This is a genomic window from Photorhabdus sp. P32 (assembly GCF_038085095.1).
GTDB lineage: Bacteria > Pseudomonadota > Gammaproteobacteria > Enterobacterales > Enterobacteriaceae > Photorhabdus > Photorhabdus luminescens.
Genome location: NZ_JAZGJN010000289.1, coordinates 29,085 through 54,218, shown reverse-complemented (window position 1 = coordinate 54,218; position 25,134 = coordinate 29,085). Strand labels below are relative to the sequence as shown.

26 protein-coding genes are annotated in these 25,134 nt (G+C 41.2%); 13 read left to right on the top strand and 13 right to left on the bottom strand.

Features of this window, described 5'->3' with window-relative positions; genetic code table 11:
• Position 1: 1 nt before the first annotated feature.
• The 5 genes from rsxD to V2H77_RS19660 form a co-directional block, all read right to left on the bottom strand.
• Entirely contained in the window at positions 2-1,081 is a 1,080-nt protein-coding gene (gene rsxD, locus V2H77_RS19680) for an electron transport complex subunit RsxD (protein ID WP_341500162.1), read from the bottom strand.
• Between the two features lie 12 nt (positions 1,082-1,093).
• On the bottom strand, positions 1,094-3,319 hold the full coding sequence (rsxC, locus tag V2H77_RS19675) for an electron transport complex subunit RsxC (RefSeq protein ID WP_341500161.1): 2,226 nt from the start codon (positions 3,317-3,319) through the stop codon (positions 1,094-1,096).
• On the bottom strand, positions 3,312-3,944 hold the full coding sequence (gene rsxB / locus V2H77_RS19670) for an electron transport complex subunit RsxB (RefSeq protein WP_341500160.1): 633 nt from the start codon (positions 3,942-3,944) through the stop codon (positions 3,312-3,314). The genes rsxC and rsxB overlap by 8 nt, the downstream gene beginning before the upstream one ends.
• Positions 3,944-4,525: an electron transport complex subunit RsxA gene (gene rsxA, locus V2H77_RS19665; RefSeq protein ID WP_341500159.1), complete on the bottom strand. Its 582-nt coding sequence runs from the start codon at positions 4,523-4,525 to the stop codon at positions 3,944-3,946. Before rsxA ends, rsxB begins: the two co-directional genes overlap by 1 nt.
• A gap of 106 nt (positions 4,526-4,631) precedes the next feature.
• Entirely contained in the window at positions 4,632-5,072 is a 441-nt protein-coding gene (locus tag V2H77_RS19660) for a DUF2569 domain-containing protein (protein ID WP_341500158.1), read from the bottom strand.
• A gap of 184 nt (positions 5,073-5,256) precedes the next feature.
• Between V2H77_RS19660 and V2H77_RS19655 the strand changes: the two genes are divergently transcribed.
• From V2H77_RS19655 to V2H77_RS19605, 11 genes are all read left to right on the top strand, one after another.
• Complete coding sequence (locus V2H77_RS19655; RefSeq protein WP_341500157.1) at positions 5,257-6,294, top strand: oxidoreductase; 1,038 nt, start codon at positions 5,257-5,259, stop codon at positions 6,292-6,294.
• Between the two features lie 61 nt (positions 6,295-6,355).
• Entirely contained in the window at positions 6,356-7,333 is a 978-nt protein-coding gene (locus V2H77_RS19650) for a bile acid:sodium symporter family protein (protein WP_341500156.1), read from the top strand.
• A 125-nt stretch (positions 7,334-7,458) separates the two neighbouring features.
• Positions 7,459-7,629, top strand: a complete 171-nt coding sequence (locus tag V2H77_RS19645) for a hypothetical protein (RefSeq protein ID WP_445935604.1) — start codon at positions 7,459-7,461, stop codon at positions 7,627-7,629.
• Positions 7,630-8,154: 525 nt separating this feature from the next.
• Positions 8,155-8,415: a type II toxin-antitoxin system ParD family antitoxin gene (locus V2H77_RS19640; RefSeq protein WP_053093412.1), complete on the top strand. Its 261-nt coding sequence runs from the start codon at positions 8,155-8,157 to the stop codon at positions 8,413-8,415.
• Positions 8,405-8,704, top strand: coding sequence for a type II toxin-antitoxin system RelE/ParE family toxin (locus tag V2H77_RS19635; RefSeq protein WP_341500155.1), 300 nt, complete (start codon positions 8,405-8,407; stop codon positions 8,702-8,704). Before V2H77_RS19640 ends, V2H77_RS19635 begins: the two co-directional genes overlap by 11 nt.
• Positions 8,705-8,840: 136 nt before the next feature.
• The gene (locus V2H77_RS19630; protein WP_341500154.1) at positions 8,841-9,062 is read left to right on the top strand and encodes a galactosyltransferase-related protein; all 222 of its coding nucleotides are present in this window, start codon (positions 8,841-8,843) and stop codon (positions 9,060-9,062) included.
• Positions 9,063-9,131: 69 nt separating this feature from the next.
• Positions 9,132-9,875, top strand: a complete 744-nt coding sequence (locus V2H77_RS19625; RefSeq protein ID WP_341500153.1) for a Gfo/Idh/MocA family oxidoreductase — start codon at positions 9,132-9,134, stop codon at positions 9,873-9,875.
• The gene (locus V2H77_RS19620; RefSeq protein WP_049581502.1) at positions 9,872-11,827 is read left to right on the top strand and encodes a carbamoyltransferase family protein; all 1,956 of its coding nucleotides are present in this window, start codon (positions 9,872-9,874) and stop codon (positions 11,825-11,827) included. Before V2H77_RS19625 ends, V2H77_RS19620 begins: the two co-directional genes overlap by 4 nt.
• Before the next feature lie 8 nt (positions 11,828-11,835).
• Complete coding sequence (locus V2H77_RS19615; protein ID WP_341500152.1) at positions 11,836-12,423, top strand: DegT/DnrJ/EryC1/StrS family aminotransferase; 588 nt, start codon at positions 11,836-11,838, stop codon at positions 12,421-12,423.
• Positions 12,424-12,456: 33 nt separating this feature from the next.
• Entirely contained in the window at positions 12,457-13,398 is a 942-nt protein-coding gene (locus V2H77_RS19610) for a glycosyltransferase family A protein (protein WP_341500151.1), read from the top strand.
• A gap of 7 nt (positions 13,399-13,405) precedes the next feature.
• Positions 13,406-14,263: a glycosyltransferase family 2 protein gene (locus tag V2H77_RS19605; protein ID WP_341500150.1), complete on the top strand. Its 858-nt coding sequence runs from the start codon at positions 13,406-13,408 to the stop codon at positions 14,261-14,263.
• 82 nt (positions 14,264-14,345) lie between these two features.
• Here V2H77_RS19605 and V2H77_RS19600 read toward each other — a convergent pair whose 3' ends face one another.
• From V2H77_RS19600 to manA, 4 genes are all read right to left on the bottom strand, one after another.
• Positions 14,346-14,582: a hypothetical protein gene (locus V2H77_RS19600; RefSeq protein ID WP_341500149.1), complete on the bottom strand. Its 237-nt coding sequence runs from the start codon at positions 14,580-14,582 to the stop codon at positions 14,346-14,348.
• 317 nt (positions 14,583-14,899) lie between these two features.
• Complete coding sequence (gene add / locus V2H77_RS19595) at positions 14,900-15,901, bottom strand: adenosine deaminase (RefSeq protein WP_341500148.1); 1,002 nt, start codon at positions 15,899-15,901, stop codon at positions 14,900-14,902.
• 78 nt (positions 15,902-15,979) lie between these two features.
• Positions 15,980-17,530, bottom strand: a complete 1,551-nt coding sequence (locus V2H77_RS19590) for a YdgA family protein (protein ID WP_341500147.1) — start codon at positions 17,528-17,530, stop codon at positions 15,980-15,982.
• A gap of 139 nt (positions 17,531-17,669) precedes the next feature.
• On the bottom strand, positions 17,670-18,842 hold the full coding sequence (manA, locus tag V2H77_RS19585; protein WP_341500146.1) for a mannose-6-phosphate isomerase: 1,173 nt from the start codon (positions 18,840-18,842) through the stop codon (positions 17,670-17,672).
• Positions 18,843-19,021: 179 nt separating this feature from the next.
• Between manA and fumC the strand changes: the two genes are divergently transcribed.
• A complete protein-coding gene (gene fumC / locus V2H77_RS19580; RefSeq protein ID WP_341500145.1) occupies positions 19,022-20,416 on the top strand; it encodes a class II fumarate hydratase in 1,395 nt (464 codons plus the stop codon).
• Positions 20,417-20,607: 191 nt separating this feature from the next.
• Here the strand turns inward: fumC and V2H77_RS19575 are convergent, their stop codons facing one another.
• From V2H77_RS19575 to tus, 3 genes are read right to left on the bottom strand one after another with little or no spacing between them, the layout of a single operon-like run.
• Entirely contained in the window at positions 20,608-21,078 is a 471-nt protein-coding gene (locus V2H77_RS19575) for an RES family NAD+ phosphorylase (protein WP_341500144.1), read from the bottom strand.
• Positions 21,075-21,521: a type II toxin-antitoxin system antitoxin Xre gene (gene xre, locus V2H77_RS19570; RefSeq protein ID WP_265514071.1), complete on the bottom strand. Its 447-nt coding sequence runs from the start codon at positions 21,519-21,521 to the stop codon at positions 21,075-21,077. Before xre ends, V2H77_RS19575 begins: the two co-directional genes overlap by 4 nt.
• Positions 21,522-21,575: 54 nt before the next feature.
• Positions 21,576-22,505: a DNA replication terminus site-binding protein gene (gene tus, locus V2H77_RS19565; RefSeq protein WP_341500143.1), complete on the bottom strand. Its 930-nt coding sequence runs from the start codon at positions 22,503-22,505 to the stop codon at positions 21,576-21,578.
• Positions 22,506-22,784: 279 nt separating this feature from the next.
• Here tus and V2H77_RS19560 point away from each other — a divergent pair, with 279 nt between their 5' ends.
• Positions 22,785-23,897 (top strand): class II histone deacetylase, encoded by a 1,113-nt coding sequence (locus V2H77_RS19560; protein WP_341500142.1) that lies wholly within the window; start codon positions 22,785-22,787, stop codon positions 23,895-23,897.
• A 148-nt stretch (positions 23,898-24,045) separates the two neighbouring features.
• Here V2H77_RS19560 and bla read toward each other — a convergent pair whose 3' ends face one another.
• Positions 24,046-24,915: a class A beta-lactamase gene (gene bla, locus V2H77_RS19555; RefSeq protein ID WP_341500141.1), complete on the bottom strand. Its 870-nt coding sequence runs from the start codon at positions 24,913-24,915 to the stop codon at positions 24,046-24,048.
• Between the last annotated feature and the right edge of the window lie 219 nt (positions 24,916-25,134).

The following is a 25,134-nucleotide window of genomic DNA, read 5'->3' as shown; positions in this document are numbered from 1 at the left end:
CTTATTTATGCCCGTAAACGCGGGGTTGGGTGTAATGGTCAATAAGCGGCACGGTGATATTCGCCAATAAGACCGCAAAGGCTATGGCATCAGGATAACCACCATAAACACGGATCACCCAGACTAACAAGCCAATCATGGCGCCAAAAACCAAACGACCTTTAGGTGTCGTGGAAGCACTGACTGGATCGGTTGCAATAAAGAATGCGCCTAACATGGTTGCACCGGAGAACAGTTGTAATAATGGCGGCGAATAACGAGATGGATCAATCAGCCAGCTTGTGAGTGCACATAAACCTAATGCCAGGATAAATGCCACAGGAATTTGCCAGGTTATCACTTTTCTGTTCAGCAGAATAAGCCCGCCAACAAGATAAGCAATGTTGACCCATTGCCAGCCAATGCCAGCCAGAGATCCTTGTAATATGGGTTGGCGAAGAACGTCATCAATATTGTGAGTCAATAAACCGGTTTTGAAACTATCCAGCGGTGTGGCCTGGCTAATCCCGTCAAAGCCTTGTTGCAATTGCTGTAATGTTGTTCCATCGGGGGTATGGCTGGTGAAAATCACCATCAGGCAGTCTAGTGGGGTAATTTGTGCTGCCAGTAAATCTATAGGCGGCAGCCAACTGGTCATTTGTACTGGGAATGATATTAGCAGTACGACATAACCCACCATTGCCGGATTGAATGGGTTTTGACCAAGACCGCCATATAAGTGTTTGGCAATAACTACTGCAAAGGCAGTCCCCAATACAATTAGCCACCAGGGAGCCAGCGGAGGAAGGCTGATCCCTAAAAGTAAACCTGTCAGTAATGCAGAATTATCCTGCAAACGAGGCATAATTGCCTGTTTACGCAAAGATAGGGCAAATGATTCTGCAAGCAGGGCGGTCATCACTGCAAGCAGGATCTGGAACAAGGTACCGTAACTAAAGAAGTAAGTTTGTACTGCAATACCGGGTATCGCTGCCAGCACAACCCACAGCATGATGCGGCTGGTACTTTGCTGATTGTGTGTAAAAGGCGAACTTGCGACTTTTAGTTTTTTATTGTCAGTCTGAACGGGTCTGAATTTCATTTATAACAATCACTATTCTATTGAAATTTTCTGTTGTTCCTGAGCGTCTTTTTTGGCCTTAACCCTGGCAATGGCAGCAGCAATCGCGGCTTTACGCGGATCGGTTTCTTCCGCTAGCGGTGTTGCTGCCGGAGTTTCAGTTAATTGCTGTGCTTGGGCTTGTTTGGCTTTAACGCGAGCAATAGCAGCGGCGACGGCGGTTTTGCGCGGATCGGCTTCTTCCGCTGGCGGTGTTGCTGCCGGAGTTTCAGTTAATTGCTGTGTCTGGGATTTTTTGGCTTTAACGCGAGCAATGGCAGCGGCAACGGCGGCTTTACGCGGATCGGTTTCTTCCGCTGACGGTGTTGCTGCCGGAGTTTCAGTTAATTGCTGTGTCTGAGCTTTTTTGGCTTTAACGCGGGCAATGGCAGCGGCGACGGCATCTTTACGAGGATCTTGTTTTTCACTAGTAGTAGTTTCTGGTTCTCTCGTTTCTAGTGACGGTGCTACTTCCTGATTTTGAGCTGCTTTCTTCGCTTTAGCTCTGGCAATTGCTGCTGCTAATGCGGCTTTGCGTGGATCTTCCGCACTTGTTGGTTCAGATGGCGCAGTATTAATATTTTCAGCCGCCTGTTTTTCTGCCTGACGAGCGCGAAGCTGCTCTTTTCTTGCCTGACGAGCAGCTATTACTGCGGAATTATCGGGTACTTGTCCCGGTTCTATAGTGACGACTTTACCAGCGTTAGCCTGTTTTTCTTTCACGCGGGAAAGCGCATTTTGTACAGCGCTTTTATCTTTATCATCAACTTGAACAGCCGATTTTTTGTGTCGTTCCTCACGGGCCAGTTTTTCCCGCTCCATACGAGCCTGTTTAGCTTCGAAACGAATTTTGGCTTCGGTTGAACGGCGGTTTTCCTGATCCAAAGCCCGAATTTCAGCTTTTTCCTGGCGATAATATTGCACCAGAGGAATATTGCTTGGGCAGACATAAGCACAGGCGCCGCATTCAATACAGTCAAACAGATTATGATCTCTGGCTTTTTCGTGTTCTTGACCACGACTGAACCAATAAAGTTGTTGCGGCAATAAACGGGCAGGGCAGGCTTCCACACATAATCCACAACGGATACAAGCCTCTTCCGCTATGTTTGAATCCATTTCCTGATGAGATGGCGCCAGAATACAGTTACTTATTTTAACGATGGGTACGTTGAGGTCAGGTAGAGTGAATCCCATTAAAGGGCCCCCCATAATGACCATCTGTTCTGATTGTGGTTCAAACCCGGCTAACTGGAGAAGAAATTGTACCGGAGTACCGAGCCGCGCCAAGAAGTTACCCGGTGAGGCGACTGCCTCGCCAGTAAGCGTAACGATTCGCTCAATCAAAGGTTCTCCATCAATAATGGCGCGTTTGATTGCAACGACTGTCCCCACGTTTTGCATCAGCACTCCGATAGAAGAGGAACGGCCGCCGGAGGGGACCTCTTTACCTGTCAGGATCTTGGTCAGTTGTTTGGCGCCGCCGGAAGGATATTTGGTTGGAATAACCCGGACGATAATCGATTTATCGCCTTTTAGCGCGGTTTTAAGCGCTTTTATCGCTTCTGGCTTATTATCTTCGATACCAATCAGGATCTGCTCTGGTTTAAGCAGATGTTCCAGAATACGAATGCCCTCAATAAGTTCGCCAGCATGTTCCTGCATCAGGCGGTCATCCGCGGTAATATAAGGTTCGCATTCTGCCGCGTTAATGATCAGCGTCTTAAGACCATGACGGCCGCTTTGTAGTTTGGCGGCGGTAGGAAAACCGGCTCCACCTAAGCCTGCGATGCCTGCCTGATGGATTCGGTTAAGAATTGTATTTGCATCAAGTGATTGATAATCGGGTGTCTGAATGCGTTCACACCATTTATCTGCACCATCCGGGTGTAAACGAACACATAACTCTTTCAACCCGGATGGATGCGCGGTAATACACGGTTCAATAGCAATGATGGTGCCGGAAGTCGATGCATGAACCGGTACAGTACGACCAGTGCCAAATGTTAAAGGTTGGCCTTTAAGCACCTTATCACCCACTTTAACCAGCAACTCGCCTTCCATACCCAAATGTTGTTGCAATGGGATGATTAACTCTTCCGGTAGCGGCGCAATGCGTAAAGGCGCTTGGCTGGATTGCAGCTTCATTTCAGGTGGATGAATACCACCGGCAAAATCCCAAATTTTGTTTTTATTGAGTAGATTGAATAGATTAAACATGATGTTCAGCCTCAATATTTTTAACCGGGATACTGTTGGCGGAAAGGGAGTACGATGGCTGAACAGGAATATTTTTGACTGGAATAGCTTTTAAATCCCATTTCCAATTAGCAGTGGTTGTGACTACAGGGATCATCGTAATACAGTCTGTCGGACAAGGCGCAACGCACAGGTCGCAACCGGTGCATAAATCTTCAACCACGGTGTGCATGGCTCGGGTAGCACCGACAATAGCGTCTACCGGACAGGCTTGAATACATTTGGTGCAGCCAATGCAATTCTCTTCATCAATAAATGCCACTTTGCGAGCAGGGTTTTGTATGCTTGCATCACCATCTAATGGTTGCGGATCGACACCGAGCAGCTCTGAAATTTTCAGCATGGCTTGCTCGCCGCCGGGTGCGCATTTGTTAATCATCTCACCATTATTCGCTATGGCTTCAGCATAAGGGCGACAGCCAGGGTAACCACATTGCCCACACTGGCTTTGCGGCAAAATATCATCAATGTTTTCAACAATGGGGTCCTCTTCCACCTGAAAACGGCGGGCAGCAAACCCCAGGATTAACCCAAAAATTAACCCTAGCGCACTGAGTGCGCCAATAGCAATCCATAATGATGTCATCAGAACTTCACCAAACCACTAAAACCCATGAAAGCCAAGGACATTAAACCCGCAGTGATAAGACCAATAGATGACCCCTTGAAAGGGGCGGGTACATCAGCAACAGCCAGACGTTCACGAATAGCGGCAAACAGTACCATAACAAGGGAGAAACCGGCGGCGGCACCGAAACCATAGATAGCGGATTGTAAAAAATCGTGTGATTGATTGATATTCAGGAGCGCCACACCGAGTACAGCACAGTTAGTCGTAATCAACGGCAGGAAAATACCCAATAACCGGTATAACGTCGGGCTGGTTTTGCGTACAACAAGCTCGGTGAATTGCACTACGACTGCAATGACAAGAATAAAGCTCAGAGTACGCAAATAGATTAAATCCAGTGGTAACAAAATAAGGATATTCACCAGCCATGAACATACAGAAGCCAGTGTCATAACGAATGTTGTCGCAAATCCCATCCCGATAGCAGTTTCCAGCTTTTTAGAGACGCCCATAAAAGGGCATAAGCCGAGGAATTTCACCAAGACGAAATTGTTAACCAATACGGTTCCAACAAATAAAAGAAAATAGTCAGTCATTGCTGTGCCTGAAAATGGGTTTGTTGACTTTTTATTAAATTATAAGTATGCCCTTGTCTTACCAGGGGCAATCTATTGTTATGATAACAACCAAAGAAAGTTGAGGTTATCGATCTTGTGTGAAAGTCATTTTGACTCGATGAGAGCGTTTAATGTAGGGGACAAAAATAGCGGCTGCCAATAGTGGCCATGCTAATGCACGTAAAGCCATTTGATCAGGAATAGGGGAGAAAGCGAAAGTTTTCAATGCAATTAATACGGTAATAATAAGCCAAATAATAAAAGCTTGCGGGAATTTTTTTGATCGAGTGAAAAGCAGTTTCAATACCCATAGGGTGAAACACCACATTACCGCAGTAATGGCGACAGAAAGAAACCACATTAAAGTAAAGTGATTATTCCCGGCACTCAGTGTATTGTTTTGACTAAAAAATGCCATGATATATAAGGCGAGCATTACACTTGCACTGAGAAAGGTCATAATCAGATAAGCCGCCGGAGCTAGAACCCAACCATTAATTCGGTAGTAATCATTGGTTTGATACATAAATCATTCCATTTGAAGCTATATGAAAAAAGAATAATAGGCGATTCTGATGGGTTAGGAAATAGATTGATTGAAAGATCTTCAAAACTGGATTCAGAGATAATTTGCGCAACGGTCATCACCAATGATATTTTTTACGGATGCTGAAATTGCTGCATATTATTAATGAGTTTGAGGGGCTGTTATGCGTGAGCTGTTGAAGGTTGGATTGGTGGGGTATGGTTATGCGAGTAAAACGTTCCATGCGCCATTAATTGCTGGCGCTGCTGGTGTTAAATTGGCCGCTATTTCCAGTAGTGATGCGGAGAAAGTGAAATCAGATTGGCCAAATATTCCGGTGGTATCCTGCCCTGAGGATCTTTTTAATGATCCCGGCATTGATTTAATCGTTATTCCGACACCTAACGATACGCATTATCCTTTGGCGCAGAAGGCATTGGCAGCGGGTAAGCATGTTGTGGTGGATAAACCATTTACCATCACAGTTGAACAAGCTGAATCTTTAAAAGAGCAGGCAGAAAAGGCGGATTTATTACTTTCTGTATTTCATAACCGCCGTTGGGATTCTGGTTTTTTGACCATAAAATCGTTAATTAAAGAGAATCGTCTGGGCAAATTAAAATATTTTGCCGCCCATTTTGATCGTTATCGTCCGGTTATACGTCAAAGATGGCGTGAAGCGGCGGGACAAGGAAGTGGGGTTTGGTATGATTTAGGCCCTCATTTACTCGATCAAGCGGTTCAACTGTTTGGTAAACCGCAATCTATTACGGCTGATTTGGGGATGATCCGCCCACACGCGGAAGCGGTAGATTATTTCCACGTGTTGTTGAATTATCCGGATATCAAAGTGGTTCTTCATGCAACAACAGTGGCGGCGGCTGAATCTGCCGTTTATACGTTGCATGGTATGGAAGGCAGTTACGTGAAATATGGTCTTGATCCTCAGGAAGAGCGATTGAAAGCAGGGGAAAGGCCCCCGCATGCCGATTGGGGATATGATATTCGTGATGGTATTGTGACGCTGTCACGTGGAGAGGAGTTAGTGACTGAACATGTACCGACTTTGCCTGGTAATTATTCTGCTTATTATGCTGCTATCCGTGATGCGATTACGTTAGGTAAACCTAATCCAGTGACGGCAGATGAAGCAATTCAAATCATGAAATTAATTGAAGCCGGTATTCAATCGGCAGAACAACAACGTACAGTAGCAATTTAAGCTATTTATTGATTAGCCTGGTTTGCCGGGCTAATTATTTGCGAAGCAAGGAAAATGATAAATGACTTGGTGGCAAAGATTAAAAATAGATCCTTTTTTGATGGTATTAGTGACGGTAGTTGTTATTGCGACATTCTTTCCTTGTGAAGGTGAAGTAAAAGTAGGATTTCAACGATTAACCACAGCGGCTATTGCTCTGCTGTTCTTTATGCATGGCGCCAAATTATCTCGTCAAGCTATTATTGCCGGCATAGGACATTGGCGACTTCATTTGGTGGTCTTTCTCAGTACCTTTGTCTTATTCCCGATTATTGGATTAGGGTTGAATTTGCTAGTGCCCGAAATCATGACGCCAACAGTTTATTGGGGATTCCTTTATCTTTGTGCGTTACCGGCTACGGTTCAGTCAGCTATTGCTTTTACCTCAGTTGCTGGTGGTAATGTTGCCGCTGCTATTTGTAGTGCTTCGGCATCCAGTATTTTGGGCGTATTTTTATCGCCAATATTAGTTGGATTGATGATTCATATCCAGGGAGAGGGTAGCCCTGATACGTTAGAGGCAATAAAATCCATAATTCTTCAATTGATGGTTCCTTTTATTATCGGGCATCTGTCACGGCCATTAATTGCCGGTTGGGTAGAGAAACATAAAAAACTGGTTAATATGACTGACCGGTCATCAATTCTTTTGGTGGTTTATGTGGCTTTTAGCGAGGCGGTTGTAGAAGGCATTTGGCACAAGATTGATGGTTATTCGCTACTGATGATTGGGGTTATTTGCTGCATTATGCTGGCGATTGTACTGATGATTAATACCTATATTGCTCGTTGGTTGGGTTTTAATAAAGAAGACGAAATCACGATTGTTTTTTGCGGTTCGAAAAAGAGTCTGGCTAATGGCGTGCCAATGGCAAATGTTTTATTCCCTGCTGCGACAGTCGGCGTAATGTTGTTGCCGTTGATGATTTTTCATCAAATTCAGTTGATGGTGTGTGCAGTATTGGCGCAACGTTATGCTAAGAGGTTAAAACAGAAATAGATATAAATCTATAATAGGAAATTGTTGTAAATATATATTAATGATGACGAACGCTCATTAACAAAAGACGCGTTATTGCAGGTCTGGAGGCAGCTAACCGGAGAGAAAAATGAGGTGGACGGCCTTTGGCGATCACGGGTGAAAAATTGGATGCAATCCTTATAGCATTGGAAGGTGGGATGTCTAAAGCTGCAATTTGTCGTAATTTTGGCGTAAAAAGAACAACACTAATTGATACATTGAATCGCATAGATAAAATAGAAAATACAAAGAGAAATTATGCTGAAGATAGTTAAATTGATAACATGAATTTTGATTAAAAATTAAAATCTTTATATTCAGTAAGTTACCCTTTCGTATAGACCGACTTAAAATCAATTCTTCTTCTTAAAGCCAGACGTAGCAAGGGCTGGGAGGGAACGAAGGAACAAATGGGGCTATGGTCGGAAAACCTCTTACAGGCGAATCAGCTCAAGCATCCACATTAGCTGCTTTTCGCCTATGCTAATTATGTCGTAATACACCACATTAATAGTTAATGTATATATATTAACTATATACCCAATGGATTTCAAGATGCATCGCGACGGCAAGGGAGCGAATCCCCGGGAGCATAGAGAACTATGTGACCGGGGTGAGTGAGTGCAGCCAACAAAGAGGCAACTTGAAAGATGACGGGTATAGATTAAAAAATCCAATCAGACAACTATTTAAAATTAAAATTGACAGATGCTTGGATGTATATCTGGACAAAACTTTCGTAGTGTAAGAATATGTCTTACACTATGGAATGTTAATTAATTATCTGAATGAGGTGTACTATGGTATCGCGTACAATGACAGTAGATACCGGCGAAGAATTACGTGGTTTTGTAGAAAGCCTAGTTAAATCAGGTTATTACAAAACTAATAGTGAAGTCGTTCGGGAGGGATTACGGTTATTACAGGAAAAACAAGCTGAGTCTAAACTTGAAGCACTTCGTCAGCTAATTGATGAAGGTGATAACAGTGGAGAAGTTGTAGCGTGGGATCTCAATACTTTCCTTACACGTATGAAAAATAAAACACCCAATGTCCAGTAAAACATTTTTTCTAAAGCCTAAAGCTGAGCAGGATTTAGAGGCTATTTTTGAATACAGTTATCAAGAATTTGGCCTGGAAAGAGCGTATCAATATATCAAGAATATCGACTGGGCTTTTCATACACTTGCTGAAGCTCCCGAACTGGCCCGGAATTACAGCCATGTTCGACCTGGACTAAAATCATTCCCGGTTGCTTCACACATTATCTTTTTTCGTTTAATGGCAAATGGGATCACTATTGTAAGAGTCTTACACCAATCTATGGATTATCAACGGCACATCGAATGATGTACTGGGGGTCCGTTTTCCAAGCGGCCCCCTACTAAACAAGCAAAGCGCGGATTTTAATGACTTCGAAGTAATAGTTGTAGATAAAGATATTCGCCAAAGCTCGTACTCCAGATTTAACTATAAATTATACTCCATGCCTGCACCTTGGTTTTTTTTATGGGGAACAATATTTAGCGTAGAAAAAGAACTTTTTGAAAAAGTGGGCTGTTTTGGTGAGCAGTTTATATCATGGGGTGGTGAGGATATTGATCTTGGTTTCCGGCTTCACAAATCTAATTCTAAATTTCATTTATTTGAAGGGATAGAAGGTGTACATCTGTCTCATCCAGAANNTAATAATTTCAAAAAACACTAACAAAAAGGATTGTTAATATAATTAACGTTGTGTCAGATCTAGTGGTGACTAATGGAGTTAATTTAATACGTGCTAGAGATATTGAGCTCTAGAGAAATTGGAGAAATATGTTTAATTAAGAGTGCGATTCATGAGAGACCAGTTCATAAAATGAACTTTGGTAGTTGGATTAGTCCTTCAGGCGCACCTTGGCCGGCAAAGAATGAATTCGAAGTTGGTTGTGGCTTTGAACATGGTTCTTATGTGATTGATTTAATTTTGGCTTTAATGGGGACGCCAGATAGCATGAGCTATAGCTCTGCCTTAATCTACCCGGATAAAGAAGTTACAGATTCACCTGCCCCTGATTGGATTGATCTCACTTTGGAATATTGTGATAGTAGAAGAGCAAAAATTGAGCTTAGCATTGTTGAAAGTGAGGATCATAGTTTTCGGATAATTGGAGATGAAGGTGAAATAATAGTTGAAGATTTATGGATGGTGAATTATCCAATAATTTTAAGAAAGAATAAAGAAGATAAAATCGATCGCCCCCCAGAACACTTTTCGCTAAGAAAAACGCTTCACCCCCACAAGATAGACAGAAGATATGATGATACCCACTTTATTGACCAAGCTACTGGAGTCTTAGATTTAGCCATTTCACTAAATTACAAATTAGAACCTTTACTTGATATTAAACGGTCTTTGGAGTCCATCAATATCATAGAAACAATAATGACGAATAGTAAATTTAGGCCGCTTACTAAAATGAATGAGACGTTATTAGATATAGAATTATTTTCATCAAGGATAAGGAGGTTCTTCTTATGATAACTCTAGGGATTAGCGGTAGTTTCGAAACATTTGAAACACCTGTTATTGGGGATATACCAAATTGGTTTGGTCATGATGCCTCAGCTGCGATCATCAAAGATGGTAAGATTGTTGCTGCTGTGGAGCAAGAGCGTCTGGATAGAATTAAACACTCTAATCAGTTTCCTATTGATGCCATTGTTGAGTGCTTAAAAATCGCACAAGTTGAAATAACTGATGTTGACAAAATTGCATTTTATTTTGAAGAGTTAAATACAGACACGGGACTTGGCTTACAATATATTGAAAGAAAAAATCTTGAGGTTGAAACTTCTAGAAGTTTAATTAACAAGATACTTGTGCGTAAATTTGGTGAAGAAGTTAGAAATATCCCAATTGAATATGTGCGTCATCATGACACCCATGCTATCATGGCGGCTGAAAATTCTGGCTTCGATAGTTCATTAGTTATTGTAATAGATGGAAATGGGGAAGATGAGTCTACATCAATCTATTCATATATCGATGGGGTTGTTAGAAGTATATATAGATATCCAGTTTCTTCATCACTAGGAAGATATTACCTCGATTGTATATCTTTACTAGGATATGAACGATTTGATGAGTATAAGGTAATGGGATTGGCTTCTTATGGCAAACAAAATCAATTTGATGAGCTTTTCGAAGAACTTATAAATTTTGAAGAAGGTGGAAAGGTTTCATTTAATCATACAAATATACCTGCTTACTTTTTAGATAGAGGTATTTTGCCAAGGAGAGAAAATGAATACATTTCAGAAAATCATCAAAACTTTGCGCATTCCATACAAAAGTACCTAGAAAAGATGGCATTCCATATAATATCTTTCTGGTCACAGAAGCTAAGTCAGAGAAACCTATGTCTCAGTGGTGGAGTAGCTCTAAACTGTACATTGAATGGAAAGCTCGCCTTCAGCGAATTGTTTGATAACATTTTTGTTCATCCTGCTTCACACGATGGTGGAAGCGCTGTCGGTGCTGCCATGTGCGCAATGTATCCTAACGCTAGGATTAATGGGAATAAGATCGAGAATGTTTACTTAGGACCTGATATAAATAGTAAATATGCGCTTGAAATAATAGATAGAAACCAAGATATTATAGAAATTATTAATGCTGAAGATGAGTTTCAATTTCTTGCGAATGAAATTAGTAATGGCAAGATAATAGGATGGGCTAGAGGTAGAATGGAATATGGTCCAAGAGCTCTTGGTAGTCGTAGTATTCTAGCTGATCCCAGACCTATTGAATCAAAATATAGAACTAATCAAATTATTAAGCAACGAGAATCCTATCGTCCATTTGCACCCATGGTGTTGGTAGATGAAATTTCAGATTGGTTCCTAGTTCCAGATTGCAAAGTGAACTTGGAATATATGGTATTTAATCTCCCAGTTGTTAAGAAAAACCAACAAAAACTTGCAGCTATAACACATATAGACAACACAGCGAGAGTTCAAGTTGTTGGAGAATATAATAAGGATATCTACCAGCTAATAAAGAATTTTAAAGAAATTACAGGGGTTCCTGTTTTGTTGAATACCTCATTCAATGTAAATGCGGAGCCAATTGTATGTGACGCGTATGATGCTATACAGTGCTTTCTACTTACAGACTTGGACTATCTGGTTGTCGGCGATTTCATTATTAAGAAAAGAATTCGTGGTGATAATCTATACGAGTTATTGCGGCCAATAAAAAAAGAGTTTGTAACTACTATCAAAAAAGTTACAAGTGAATCTTGTTCATACTACATCAATACAGCAACATACAGCGAGTGGGTTACAGAGACAGAGTTGTCCTGTTTTGATGCCGCCGATGGTATTAAAACAATTAGTCAATTTCTACTGGATGGACGTATTCGAGAAGGCGATATCATAAGCGCCTACAAGCGGTTGTTAAGCAAGAGGCTATTAAATTTGGCGTTATAGGAGGATGTATGAAACCTTTTGAGATGAATTGGCCGGTGTGTGATGTTGATCTGCTAACTGATGTAGAAGGAGCACTTAGATCTACGCGTTGGACATTGTCAGGCCAGTCTGAGACATTGCCACACTTTAGTACTCTTTTCTCAAGAAAATGGGCAGACTATATAGGTACTAAACACGCCATTCCATGCACTTCTGGAACAGCGGCGTTGTCCATCGCACTTGAAGCGATAGGTATCTTACCTGGAGATGAAGTTATAGTACCAGGTATGACTTGGGTTGCAGTTGCTCAAGTTGTGTATAATCTAGGTGCCATTCCTGTTTTGACTGATATTGATCCTTTAACCGGACAAATATCAGAGAAGGCAATACGAGAGAATATTACCCAAAACACCAAAGCCATTATTTTGGTACATGCTTATTGCAGCATGGTAGATGTGAAAAAAATTGGTGCTATTGCAAGTAATTATGGTTTAAAAGTTATTGAAGATTGTTCACAAAGTCATGGGGCAACGTGGAAGTCAAAGAAGGCTGGTTCTTTTTTTGATATATCTGTATTTTCTACTCAGCAATCAAAACTGCTTACTAGTGATAGTTGATTTTGCAAAAGAAATAAATAAGGTTGCACATAAATGTCAAATTGGTTTGTGATTCCTCATCATGCAAAGAGCAAGCGAGGTAATGATTATTTGATTGAAACCTTATTTTCAATACATGCTCAGTCAACCCCAGATTGGTATGTTGTAATAGTGGATGATAATTCAAGTTTCTATGATCGATTGAATGTCAGAATAAAAGACTATTTTCCGAGCGATATAATTGATAATAGATTTCATTTTATAGTTAACGAGAAGAGTGGTGGGGTGTCGTCAGCAAGAAATATTGGGGTTAAGTATGCTCACAAACACGGTACTAATATCATTTTTTTTCAGGACGATGATGATATTGCTCATCCATATCGTATAGAGAAAACGTTATGTGCTGTAGAACAGATTAATCAACCAGACTTAATTATTAGTACAACCTTTACCGGAATTGATGGAAATAGTAATTCGGTTTCTCTCGAAAACTTTAGGAGTGATATGTTCGACGTCGCTGTTCAGCATAGTCGGTATACTCCAGAAGGAAGCAATAAATACCTAGATATGATTAGGTGCTGTGGGTACATATTTCCGACGTCAGGCACGGCAGTCAATGTTGACTTGGCGCTTAGATGTCCATTTCCAGACTTTTTAGTTTCGGAAGATCATGTCACTTGGATGAATATGGTTGCAGATGGAGCATTTATTAAAATACTAGAAGACATTCCATTTAAATATAGATTCAAAGGAGATTCTGTACATCGTCCTGATACCTTTTTAGCGGAGAAGTATAAGAACGATATTGAAGGCTTTATAATCTCAATGAATTTATATATTGAAAAGTTTGGTGCTTATTTCAATATTAATGAAGTTATAGAGGAATTCCTAAATAGATTAAATAATTGCTTATCTCTGCAAGGAAACTACACCCTATCAGATATGCATAATTTTAAAGCCTCTTTTCTTGGAATAAAAAGTAAGATTAAGGAATAAGAAATTTATGACTCTAAGTATAATCATCCCTTCTTATAACAAAAAAGAAAGTCTAATGTCTTTGCTCTCTTTACTAAACAAGCAAAGTGCGGACTTTAATGACTTCGAAGTAATAGTTGTAGATGATGGTTCTAGCGATGAGACTTGTCTTGCTGTTACTAAACGAGTTTACAACTATAAACTCAAGTATATATATGTACCCGACGAAGGTTTTCGTGTAGCCCGAGCGAGAAATATTGGAGCTAAAAATGCAAAAGGGGAGCTACTAGCTTTTGTTGATGCTGACGTACTTTTGCCGAGCTATTTCGTTAAGAGAGTGATTAGGTTCCATAGCTCTAACCCACAATCAGTTTCGATTGGAAATGTATACGGTCTGTACTCTGAAAATAAGTGGGATCTAAAAGTTGACCTGGATGATATAGATAGCACAATTAAAAGGATGAAAGAATTTGATGTTGGCAAAGATATTCGTCAAAGCTCGTACGCGAGATTCAACTATAAATTATGCTCCATGCCTGCACCTTGGGTTTTTTTATGGGGAACAATATTTAGTGTAGAAAAAGAACTCTTTGAAAAAGTGGGCTGTTTTGATGAACACTTTAAATCATGGGGTGGTGAAGATATTGATCTTGGTTTCCGGCTTCACAAAGCTAATTCTGAATTTCATTTATTTGAGGGTATAGAAGGTGTACATCTGTCTCATCCAGAAGATGATGATGTAAACTATAAGACTAACTTAGAAAATAAAAAATATATTTCTGAGAAGTATAGTAATGAAATGACAGATTGGCTTATAAAAGAAGAGAATATATTTAAACTAAATGATTTAATAATTTCAAAAAACACTAATAAAAAGGATTCTTAATATGATTAACATTGTGTCAGATCTAGTGGTAACTCGCCACATTTCCATTGGTGCATGGATAACATTAATTCATTGCAGAAAATTACGCCAAATAAAAAATTTCCCTGTATTTTAGCAATGCAGTAATTGGCGCAATTAGGAAAAACAACGCTAATCCAGTACATAAAATTTTAATTTTTACTGTTTTAGCCGTTTTAATTGCCATGAGTATAAAAAATAATCCTAGCGGAGCAGAAACATACCAGAAATGACCGACATACAATACGTAAATTAAAAACAACCAAATTATTACTGCTGTTACTCCATCTAATACGGACATATTCCAGAATTCCTAATGTGTTTTGATAGGTAAATCATAAGATCAAAACCACCAAAAAATCTACCAAAATCGACTAAAACCTATTACGCCGCCATATTGTAACAATATTAATAGTAGATATATCTTTTAAATTGAATCCAATTCTATTGTATTTTATATTCCAAATATAAATAAGATTCTAAAATAGCGCTACATCTTATGTCACCCATAATTATATGTATAACAATGGGTTGAATAAGGTCATGTGTAGCAGAATTATGAAACGTTATTTATAACCATAATCAGGAATGGAATCTCCATTCCTGAACTATTTGTATTTAACGATTTGCTACTTTCGCCCGTAATGCTTGTTTTTCTGCATCACTGATAAAAGCGGTTTCCAGCCCATTTATCTGAGCCTGGCGAATTTGGGCAATAGATAAACCGGCGGCAGGTGCGGCAACTTCATATTCATGGCGGATGTCGATGCCTTCAACGGCTGGATCATCTGTATTAATGGAAGCCAAAATACCTTTTTCCAGGAATCGTTTGAGTGGATGGTCCAATAAAGAATTAACGGTGCTGGTTTGAAGGTTTGAGGTTAAACAGGCTTCAATACCGATACGGTTTTCAACCAAATAATCTATCAATACGGGATCGGTAATGGCTTTTACTCCATGACCAATCCGGGTAGCGCCTAATTCCCTAATTGCTTGCCAAATACTTTCAGCGCCAGCGGCTTCGCCGGCATGGATGGTTATGTGCCATCCAGCATCACGGGCTTTGGTGAAATGAGATTGAAAAAGATGGCCGGGAAAACCTAATTCGTCACCCGCGAGATCCAGAGCAGTAATATGTTGTTGGTGAGCTAGCAGGCTAGCTAATTCCTGAGTACAGGCTTGTTCACCAAAAGTTCTGCTCAAAATGCCGATAAGACGAATGTCGATATCGTTATTTTGACGGGCAGAATGGATACCATCAATAATCGCCTCAACAACCCCTTCAATTGGCAATTTGTGGTTCATCGCCATGTAATAAGGGGAAAAACGTAATTCAGCATAGTCGAGCCCAGTATTGATGGCATCTTCAACATTCTCAATAGCAACACGACGACAAGCGTCCAAATCAGCGAGTACCGCCACTCCCCAATCAAGTTTTTGCAAAAATCTTACCAAGCTCGGTTCATTTTCAATAATTTGTACGTGAGGGCGGAGTGATTCCAGATCATTTGCTGGAAGCTGAATATTATGCTGGTTGGCAAGATCTAAGATAGTCTCCGGCCGAATATTTCCATCGAGATGGCGGTGTAAATCTGTCAGTGGGAGTTTTGTGTCAATCATATTCCGGTCCTTATTTATATAAAAATGCCAGTCACATGCATTGACTGGCAATTTAACAAAACATTATATGGATGCGTTTTATTGTGCAGGTTGCTCAGTACCTTCTTCTTTCACCTTTCCACTGTCGTGGGTATCACTTTCTGGCGCTATTTGCTCTGGCGCTTCACTATCATCAGAAGGGTCAGATAAACCGTATTCAGACATGAATTGATGTAAGGACATTTTCTTACCATTCATTTCTACATTACCATCTGCATAGTTAAATTTAATGCTGATGGCATCTTTATCAACCGTGGTAATTTTAAACAGTTGCCCCAATTGTTCAAACTGTTTTATCTGTTGTTCAGCATCTTTTGCCGCTTTTGCTTTATCCATGCCATTCATTATCATTGACTGAGCGGAGAACTCAATCATCATAGGTCTTGGTAATGTGACATTCAGAGACATGTTCTGAATTAAAGCGCGGATAAGCTCCTCTGTGTTCATTGAATAGAAGTTGCTTTTATCTTTTGGCAAGTTCTTAAAACTTACCTGATAATTAATGGTGCTTTCCCCTTTGGCATTCTTCCAGGTTATTGGATCAATGCCAAATTGTGGATTGTTTTTCAGCAAAGTAGGCAGGTTAGACGCTACTGCGTCAATAATAGCGGTATTTGCCGCGTCGGAAGAAAGATCGCCGGAAGAGAGCGATTTAGCTGTGGCATCATTGTAAGCTTGAGTAAACTTACGCACGGCTTCACCATCCAGACGATCCGCAGTAATTTCAAATTTACCAGAACCAAAATCGATATTTTTCAGTTTAAGGCCATCTAAACTATAAGTGATTTTCCCTTTCAGATTAGTTTCATCTTCACCGATATTTGAATCTATTTTAACACCGGAAAGCGTCATATCTTCATTGCCGATGCCTTTTAGGCTGATTTCCTGAATTGTAATGCTTTGATCGCCAATATAGATATCAAATTTGCCTTTCTTATTAGCCAGGTTTAAATCAATACCTTTGACAAGGAAATTTTCGTTGTTTTTATTGATGGTTAACTGGTCACTCTTGAGCGCCAGTGATATTTCTTTCAGATCACGGCTGAGATCGGAAGTGAGTTTGGCGCCGGAAAAATTGAACTTAGCGCCATTTTGTTCAAAATCGACGGGGACGATATCAACATCAGAAATAACAGAACCACTATAACTGACGCGTGAATCAGAAGTGAGCAGCGATTTTCCTTTAGTAATTTCAAACAGCGGTTTTAACGTTTCATTATTTTCCAGTTCGGAATGAATGGAAGCCAGACTAGGAATAAGGGTTAATTTCTTCACTTGCGCCAGTGGGAAAGGGCCGTGATCAATCACAGATTTAATTGAAATCTCTTCACCTGGTTTGATTTCTGCGTTTTTAACGCCATCTTTAATGGTCAGAATGATACGGACATCAGAACTGAACACGCCACGGTGGAAATCTTTACTCTGTAACACCAGACCTGTTTCAGGGAATGCTTTTTTCATTTCAGCATTGGCGCGGGAAATTGATTGGTCTAGACGTTGTTCGAGCTGTTTGCCGGTATACCATGAAGCTCCAGTCCAGGCTGCTCCCAAGGCAACAATAATGCCTACTGCCACTAACGATTTTTTCATAATACAAATCCATCCTTCTAGTGCATATTTTGCTAGGTAATATGCACTCTCTTAGTATAAAAACGGCCGTTAGCACAAACTTAGAATTTAAGCAGTGCTTAACGGCCTGTGAATAAGTTTTAGGCCCAGATTGGCATTATTAATTAAAAACCTGGGCGGTAAAACCTTCACCGTGAATAATCACAGCCTTTTCGGCAGCAGATATAAATACTGACTCACCTGGGAAAATTCTTAATTGGTGTTCGCCAGATTGTATAACTGTTTGACCTTCAACACAAAAAACAATCGATGCGGAGTTGTTATCCAGCGTAATTGGCTGTTTTGATAGAGAGTAAATAGAAAATGCAAAATCATCCACTGGAATAGGGAAATTTTTCGCTGTTTTTTCCTGATTGGGTAGCGCAAATAAAGTGTTTATCGGTTTTGATACAAAATCAAGGTTTGCCATTAACTCGGGGATATCAATATATTTGTTGGTCAAACCTGCTCGTAGGACATTATCTGAATTTGCCATAACTTCAAGAGCAACCCCTTCCAGATAAGCGTGAGGCGTGCGTGCACATAGAAACATGGCTTGACCAGGCTCAAGCTCGATAACATTAAGTAAAAGTGGAATAAACAGGCCATTATCGTCAGGGTAAAACGCTGTCATTTTCCTGATAGAATCCCAAGGTTCACCGAGTCGACTATTTAACGCCGATTTTAATACACCAAGAGCTAACTGCTTTTGCTTACCACTCATATTAAGCAATTGGGAGAATAAGCAGGCAAGATTTTGTTCATTTGGTGTTTGAATAAAGAATGGAATCTTGGGATGGGCCGCAGTAACAAATTCCAGTAATTGCGCGATTTCGTTTAATGAACGGAATCCATTCATTGCTCGGAAAGGGGTAAGAGCGTAAACCAGTTCAGGTTTATGGTTATCATCTTTGTAATTTCTTTCGGGTGAATCTAACGGAATACCCGCGATATTTTCTTTAGCAAAACCCTCTTCTGCGGATTTTTTATCAGGATGAACCTGAATTGAAAGAGGTTGAGCCGCGCACAATACCTTAAATAGGAAAGGCAAACGGTGAAATCTATCTGAAACTTCCTTCCCTAGATATTTTTCCGGATCACTGGCGATTAATTCATTTAAGGCAATTGGTTTCCCGGTTTCAGGATTGGCTACAAGTGAACTGCTTTTAGGATGGGCGCCCATCCATAATTCAGCCATTGGTAGATTATCTGGATTTTCAACACCATAAATATCCGTCAGGGCGGTTTTGCTTCCCCATGAATAGTGCTGGATCTGATTTATCATCTTCAACATGGCCGTTACTCTCTTTTTAAAAAAATCAATCTATTTCCTTTCTACCACAATACGATAAATACGACTTGGTTGGCATAATCAGGAACTAATATGTGGCATGATAACAGAATGCTAATCAGTTTATCTGCAAAGACCGATTATGCATATTCGATTATTCTGTGTGTTAAGGAGAGATAGTAATGGCAGCCACTCGCATTGAAAAAGACTCAATGGGGCCTATCGAAGTACCTGCTGACCAATTGTGGGGAGCGCAAACTCAACGCTCACTTGAGCATTTCCGCATTTCGCAGGAGAAAATGCCGGTTGCATTGATTCATGCTCTGGCATTAACCAAACAGGCTGCGGCCAGTGTCAATATGGATTTGGGCCTCCTGCCGCAAGAACGTGGCGAAGCAATTATTGCTGCTGCGAAAGAAGTGCTGGAAGGTAAACATCCGACAGAATTTCCGCTTGCTATCTGGCAGACCGGTTCTGGAACACAAAGTAACATGAACATGAACGAAGTGTTGGCGAACCGTGGTAGCGAGATCCTTGGCGGGGTGAGGGGGAATGAGCGCCTTATCCATCCTAACGATGATGTCAATAAAAGTCAGAGTTCTAACGATGTTTTCCCAACAGCAATGCATGTTGCCGCTGTTATCGCGTTGCGTGAGCACCTTATCCCTGAGCTGAAAATATTACAAAAAACATTGGCTGATAAAGCTGAAGCTTATAAGGATATCGTTAAAATTGGTCGTACCCACCTGCAAGATGCGACGCCATTGACCCTTGGTCAGGAAATTTCTGGTTGGGCTGCAATGTTAACGCATAACCTGAAACACATTGAAAACAGTATTTCCCATGTTTGTGAACTGGCGCTAGGGGGAACTGCGGTTGGCACCGGTTTAAATACTCATCCTGAATATGCTGTTCGTGTCGCCAAGAAGCTGGCTGAATTGACTAGCCATCCGTTTGTTACTGCGCCAAATAAATTTGAAGCACTGGCGACTTGTGATGCGCTGGTTCATTCTCATGGGGCATTAAAAGGTCTGGCGGCATCCATGATGAAAATCGCAAACGATGTTCGTTGGTTGGCTTCCGGCCCTCGCTGTGGTATCGGCGAAATTTCAATTCCAGAAAATGAGCCGGGCAGTTCAATCATGCCAGGTAAAGTTAACCCAACTCAGTGTGAAGCGGTGACGATGCTTTGCGCCCAGGTGATGGGTAATGATGTCGCTATTAATATTGGTGGTGCATCAGGTAATTTTGAGCTGAATGTGTTCCGCCCAATGGTGATTAATAACTTCCTGCAATCCATTCGCTTGTTGGCTGACGGTATGCGTAGCTTTAATGAACATTGCGCTGTTGGTATTGAGCCTAACCGTGATCGCATTACTCAGTTGCTAAATGAATCTCTGATGCTGGTGACGGCGCTGAACACACATATTGGTTATGACAAAGCCGCGGAAATTGCTAAGAAAGCCCATAAAGAAGGGCTGACATTGAAACAATCGGCGATGAAACTGGGTTATCTGACAGAAGCTGAGTTTGATGAGTGGGTTCGTCCTGAAGATATGGTTGGCAGCTTGAAGTAATTGTTATTTATACCCGTCATCTTTCAAGTTGCCTCTTTGTTGGCTGCACTCGCTCACCCCGGTCACATAGTTCTCTATGCTCCCGGGGATTCGCTCCCTTGCCGTCGCGATGCGTCTTGAAATCCATAGGGTATAGCCATGAAAAATTGACCGGAGACGAGTGCTCCGGTTTTTGTTTCTCGATCTTTAAATTATTTTTTTGCTTTTGATAAACGGGAATCAATGCCAAAATCCAGGCGCTTAACCGTGCTTATATACTTATGAAAATTTTTCGCCATAGGATTCAGAATGACATTATTTTCGTAGGGGATGATGGCAGAAGGAACCATCAGGCCAATAGAATGACTAACCTCGAACCATTCACTGCCTATTTCCATTGTGCAAGCAGAGGGGACGGGATCATTCCAATCAGGAGGTAATGTATCAATGTTTAAAATATCAATTTGATTTTCAGGGATGTCGATACTTAACAGAGCAAAATCAGTGAGAAGTTCATCGTCTCCGACATGAACAAGTACTTCCAGCACGGCAAGAGAAATAGAAGTGGCTACATAGACCGCAGGTCTTCCTATATTGTGCCAGCGGCCTCCATATAACTTTGCCCCTGTGCCGCTCCATGCGGATTCGACATATTTTGAACGGGTAAGTCGGTATAGGATCACGATACAATTCCGTGCTCAATTCTGCCTATGAGATTCATTACATCTAGCGCCCCGCTTTCTGTGTCGAGCATTGATTCAGGAGTTACGTATCCTAAACCCCGGATAGGGCGTTTCATCCATTGAGCTGCTTTATCTTTGTCACCGTTAAATAAATCTACTGCATGGTCCATGACACGTATAAACCGGGCAATACGCTGACTTTCATCAGCAGTAAATTTACCTTTACCTGTGCAGCGTCTTGAATAGTTGCGTATTTGTATACCAGCAATCCGCAGAATATCCCCTTTACCAAATGTTGACCAATTTTGTATTTTATCGACTATAGTGACTGGCAACCCTTCATTTAATATTGCATTCAAATGTGGCCCACTGTTTGATGGGAAACCAACTGTTCGCCAAAGTGGGTTACTCTGGATTTTGTGGCTTGGTGTAAAAACTCGCATAAGCACCTCTTTGGTCATTTGTCATTATTATAATAGACAATTGACTATGTTGGGTCAAAAAATCTCACGATATAAATGTAGTCTTGGAATAATTAATTCTAGTGGTTTGGCTTTGGGTTTATAGCGATGCACTATGGCATTGGCATCATAGTTAGCAAGTCTACCTATCTTTGGTTGATTATCGCCATAGTTAACATAAAACGCGATTATTGGCAGGGGACAAGCATATTGCACTTGCTTTTGTTGTTCCGCATACCAGACTCGTGCAATGGGTTGTACTTTCACCGGTCGCTTGATTTTTAAAACTACATCATCAGGTAATTTTTTTATATCGGTGATTTCCTTGCCAACCAATGCTACCCATTGTTCACGAGAATAGGGGGGAACGGCACGACCCGCGTTATAACTTTTTTCCAAACGTTGCAGAATTTGGTCTTTTGTCACTTTATTGATGATATTTTTATTCGCCCAACCAAAACGAACTGAATCAGGATTGAGAAGGGGAGTGATAGTTCTGTAGGCATTTAAAGTTATCAACCCATGTAACTGACTGTGAACAAACTCAAACCGTTGCTCTTTATCCACCCCTGATTGCACAGTTACGATATGTTCGAGTTCTGCCTTTAATTTATTAATTTCTTCAATCAATAGTAAGGCTGAGTGATATTGTTGTTGATTCACTGAAAAACATAATACACCGGGAAGACGAACGGCAGCTTTACTGCTGATGTTTTGATTATTGTGATATATAAATAGCTTCTGATAATGACTTAATCCTAAATTTAGTGCGTCATTACCTGTCATTTCATTAACAATTATTTCTGTTACAGCATCATGTTCATTGCCTTTTTCTACATCAGGCAAAACGAACACATGAGCGGCTAATAAAAAATAGCTACTTAATTGTTCATACAATTGTTTCAACTTATTTTCTTGCTTTTGAAAACAACTAGTTAAATCTTCAATTGATAAATATTTACTCATTTGAATAACACATTTAGTTACAACATACTATTAATTATAGAACAAAAGGTGCAAACATCAAACTCACAAGTCATATTTAATGCCAACCACGTAAAAAAGAGGAAACTGTTAGTGTGATATTGACTGATCATCAGTTAAAAACAGTAAATTCAACCGTCTATAACCTTTTTTAGGATCGTCACTTTTGGGGAAACTTCGGCATAACCCGTTATTAATCCGTTTTTGTGTTTTGATTATGTTGATGATAGATTAATTAATTTAATGTAAAAGGAAAAGGTGATGAAACGAAAGACGGGGTTTTTCTTTGATGAATATTGTTTTTGGCATAGTACTGGCGCGTATGTAGTGACTCTGCCTGTCGGAGGTTGGGTTCAGCCTTCATCTGGAGCGACACATGCTGAGTCGCCAGAAACAAAAAGACGGTTGAAAAATTTGATGGATATATCAGGCTTGAGCCACTCTTTGCACCTTTCTTCGGCATCGCCTATTGATGAACAAACATTACGTAAAATTCATCCGGAGGAATACCTGAAACGGTTTAAGCAAGTCAGTGATAACGGTGGAGGAATGCTTGGTATAGAAGCCCCTTTGGGACCGGGAAGCTATGAAATTGCTAAGCTCTCAGCCGGCCTTGCTTGTGCTGCGGTAGAAGCCGTGCTTAACGGTGAGCTTGATAATGCTTACAGCCTTTCTCGACCACCAGGTCATCACTGTTTACCTGATAAGCCAATGGGATTTTGTTTTCTAGCCAATATCCCATTGGCAATTGAACAGGCAAAAGCACGTTTCGATTTAAAACGAGTTGCGGTGATTGATTGGGATGTTCATCACGGTAATGGCACTCAGCATATTTATTGGGATCGTTCTGATGTTTTGACCATCTCGCTACATCAGGATGGTTGCTTCCCTCCAGGATACAGCGGTGAAAATGATATCGGGGAAGGGGAAGGGACTGGTTATAACCTGAATATCCCATTACTTGCTGGAGCCGGACATCATAGCTATATCTATGCAATGACACAGATAGTCCTTCCTGCGCTTGAACGCTTCAAACCGGAGCTGATTATTGTTGCCTGTGGCTATGATGCGAATGCAGTGGACCCTTTGGCAAGAATGCAGCTTCATAGTGAAAGTTTCCGGGAGATGACCCGGCTAGTGCAACAGGCAGCAGATAGTTTATGCGACGGAAAACTAGTCGTTGTACATGAAGGCGGGTATGCGGAGTCTTATGTACCATTCTGTGGATTGGCTGTACTTGAACAGATGAGCGGCATTCGTACTGAAGTCAAAGATCCAATGTTAGATTCTATACGCTTGCAACAGCCAAGAGCGGAGTTTGAGTTATTTCAACAGCAGCAGCTTGATAAACTTAAAGAAAAATTCGGTCTTTGAGCTTTGATTTGAAGGTGTGGATCTACCAGCCCAGCGGGAAAACGCTTTGTACGCCCACTAGTGTTGTATTTGATGCTTTCCCCGGGCTCCTTGGACACAATTCTTTAAGAGAAAATGGCAGAGGCAATGAAAAGCCTCTGCCTGAATACTATCGCGCTGACAAAAACAACATTTTACCTATGCGAGCAATAGCCTCATTACTCTGCGCAATGGTCGCTTCAGTTTGTGTAATATAAATAGCGACGATCAGTGGGCTGTTATTTTTCGGCCAAACGATGCTGATAATCGACCGCGAACCATAACCGCCTGCCCCGGTTTTATCGGCAATTTTCCACCCGGCAGGCAAAACGGAGCGCAGCAATGCATCCGCCACCTTATCATCACGCATCCACTCTTCGAGCTGCTGACGAGATGATGGTTTCAACACCTCTCCCAGCGTCAATTTCTGTAATGTCTGGCTGACAGCTATGGGCGTGGTGGTATCGCGCTTATCGCCGGGTATGGCACTGTTTAATTCCGGCTCATAGCGGTCAAGATGTGTGACGTTATCGCCTAAACCAGAAAAGAAAAGGTTCATTGCAACTGGTCCCCCTACCTTTTTCGCTATCAAATTTGCGGCCGTGTTATCGCTGTAGCTGACCGCCGCGCTACACAGTTGTTGCCAGTTCATCGAAGCGGGCGCGACAAATTTCTCGCTCACCGGTGAATATTCCACAAGCTCAGCCTTATTAAACTGAATGGCGTCTGTAAGCGTTACCTTGCCCTTGTCCACTTCACTGAGTAGTACGCCGCATAGCAACGCCTTAAACGTGCTATTCAGCGGAAAGCGTTCGTTGCCGCGATAGCTGACCATTTTATCTGACGCCGTATCGATAACGGCCACTCCAATGCGGGCATTCAGCGTCTGTTCTTCCTGTTTTACCACCGTAGCCAAACGGGCGCTGTCAATGGGCATTGCGTTGATACTGGCTGAAATAAACATCAGCAGAAAACAGATTGATTTAGAAGGGGAAAACATAAGTATAATCCTTTATAAGGTAAAAATTTAGTGACTGACATAAACGAGCGCCAGCAAATATATAACGTAGCAGTAAAATAGAGAATAGTAATCGCATTGCTGTTTGGCTGCACTCACTCACCTCGGCCACATCGTTATCTATGCTGCCGGGGATTCGCTCCCTTGCCGTCGCGATGCATCTTGAAATCCATTGGGTATATGTATATAGCTATTTAAAAT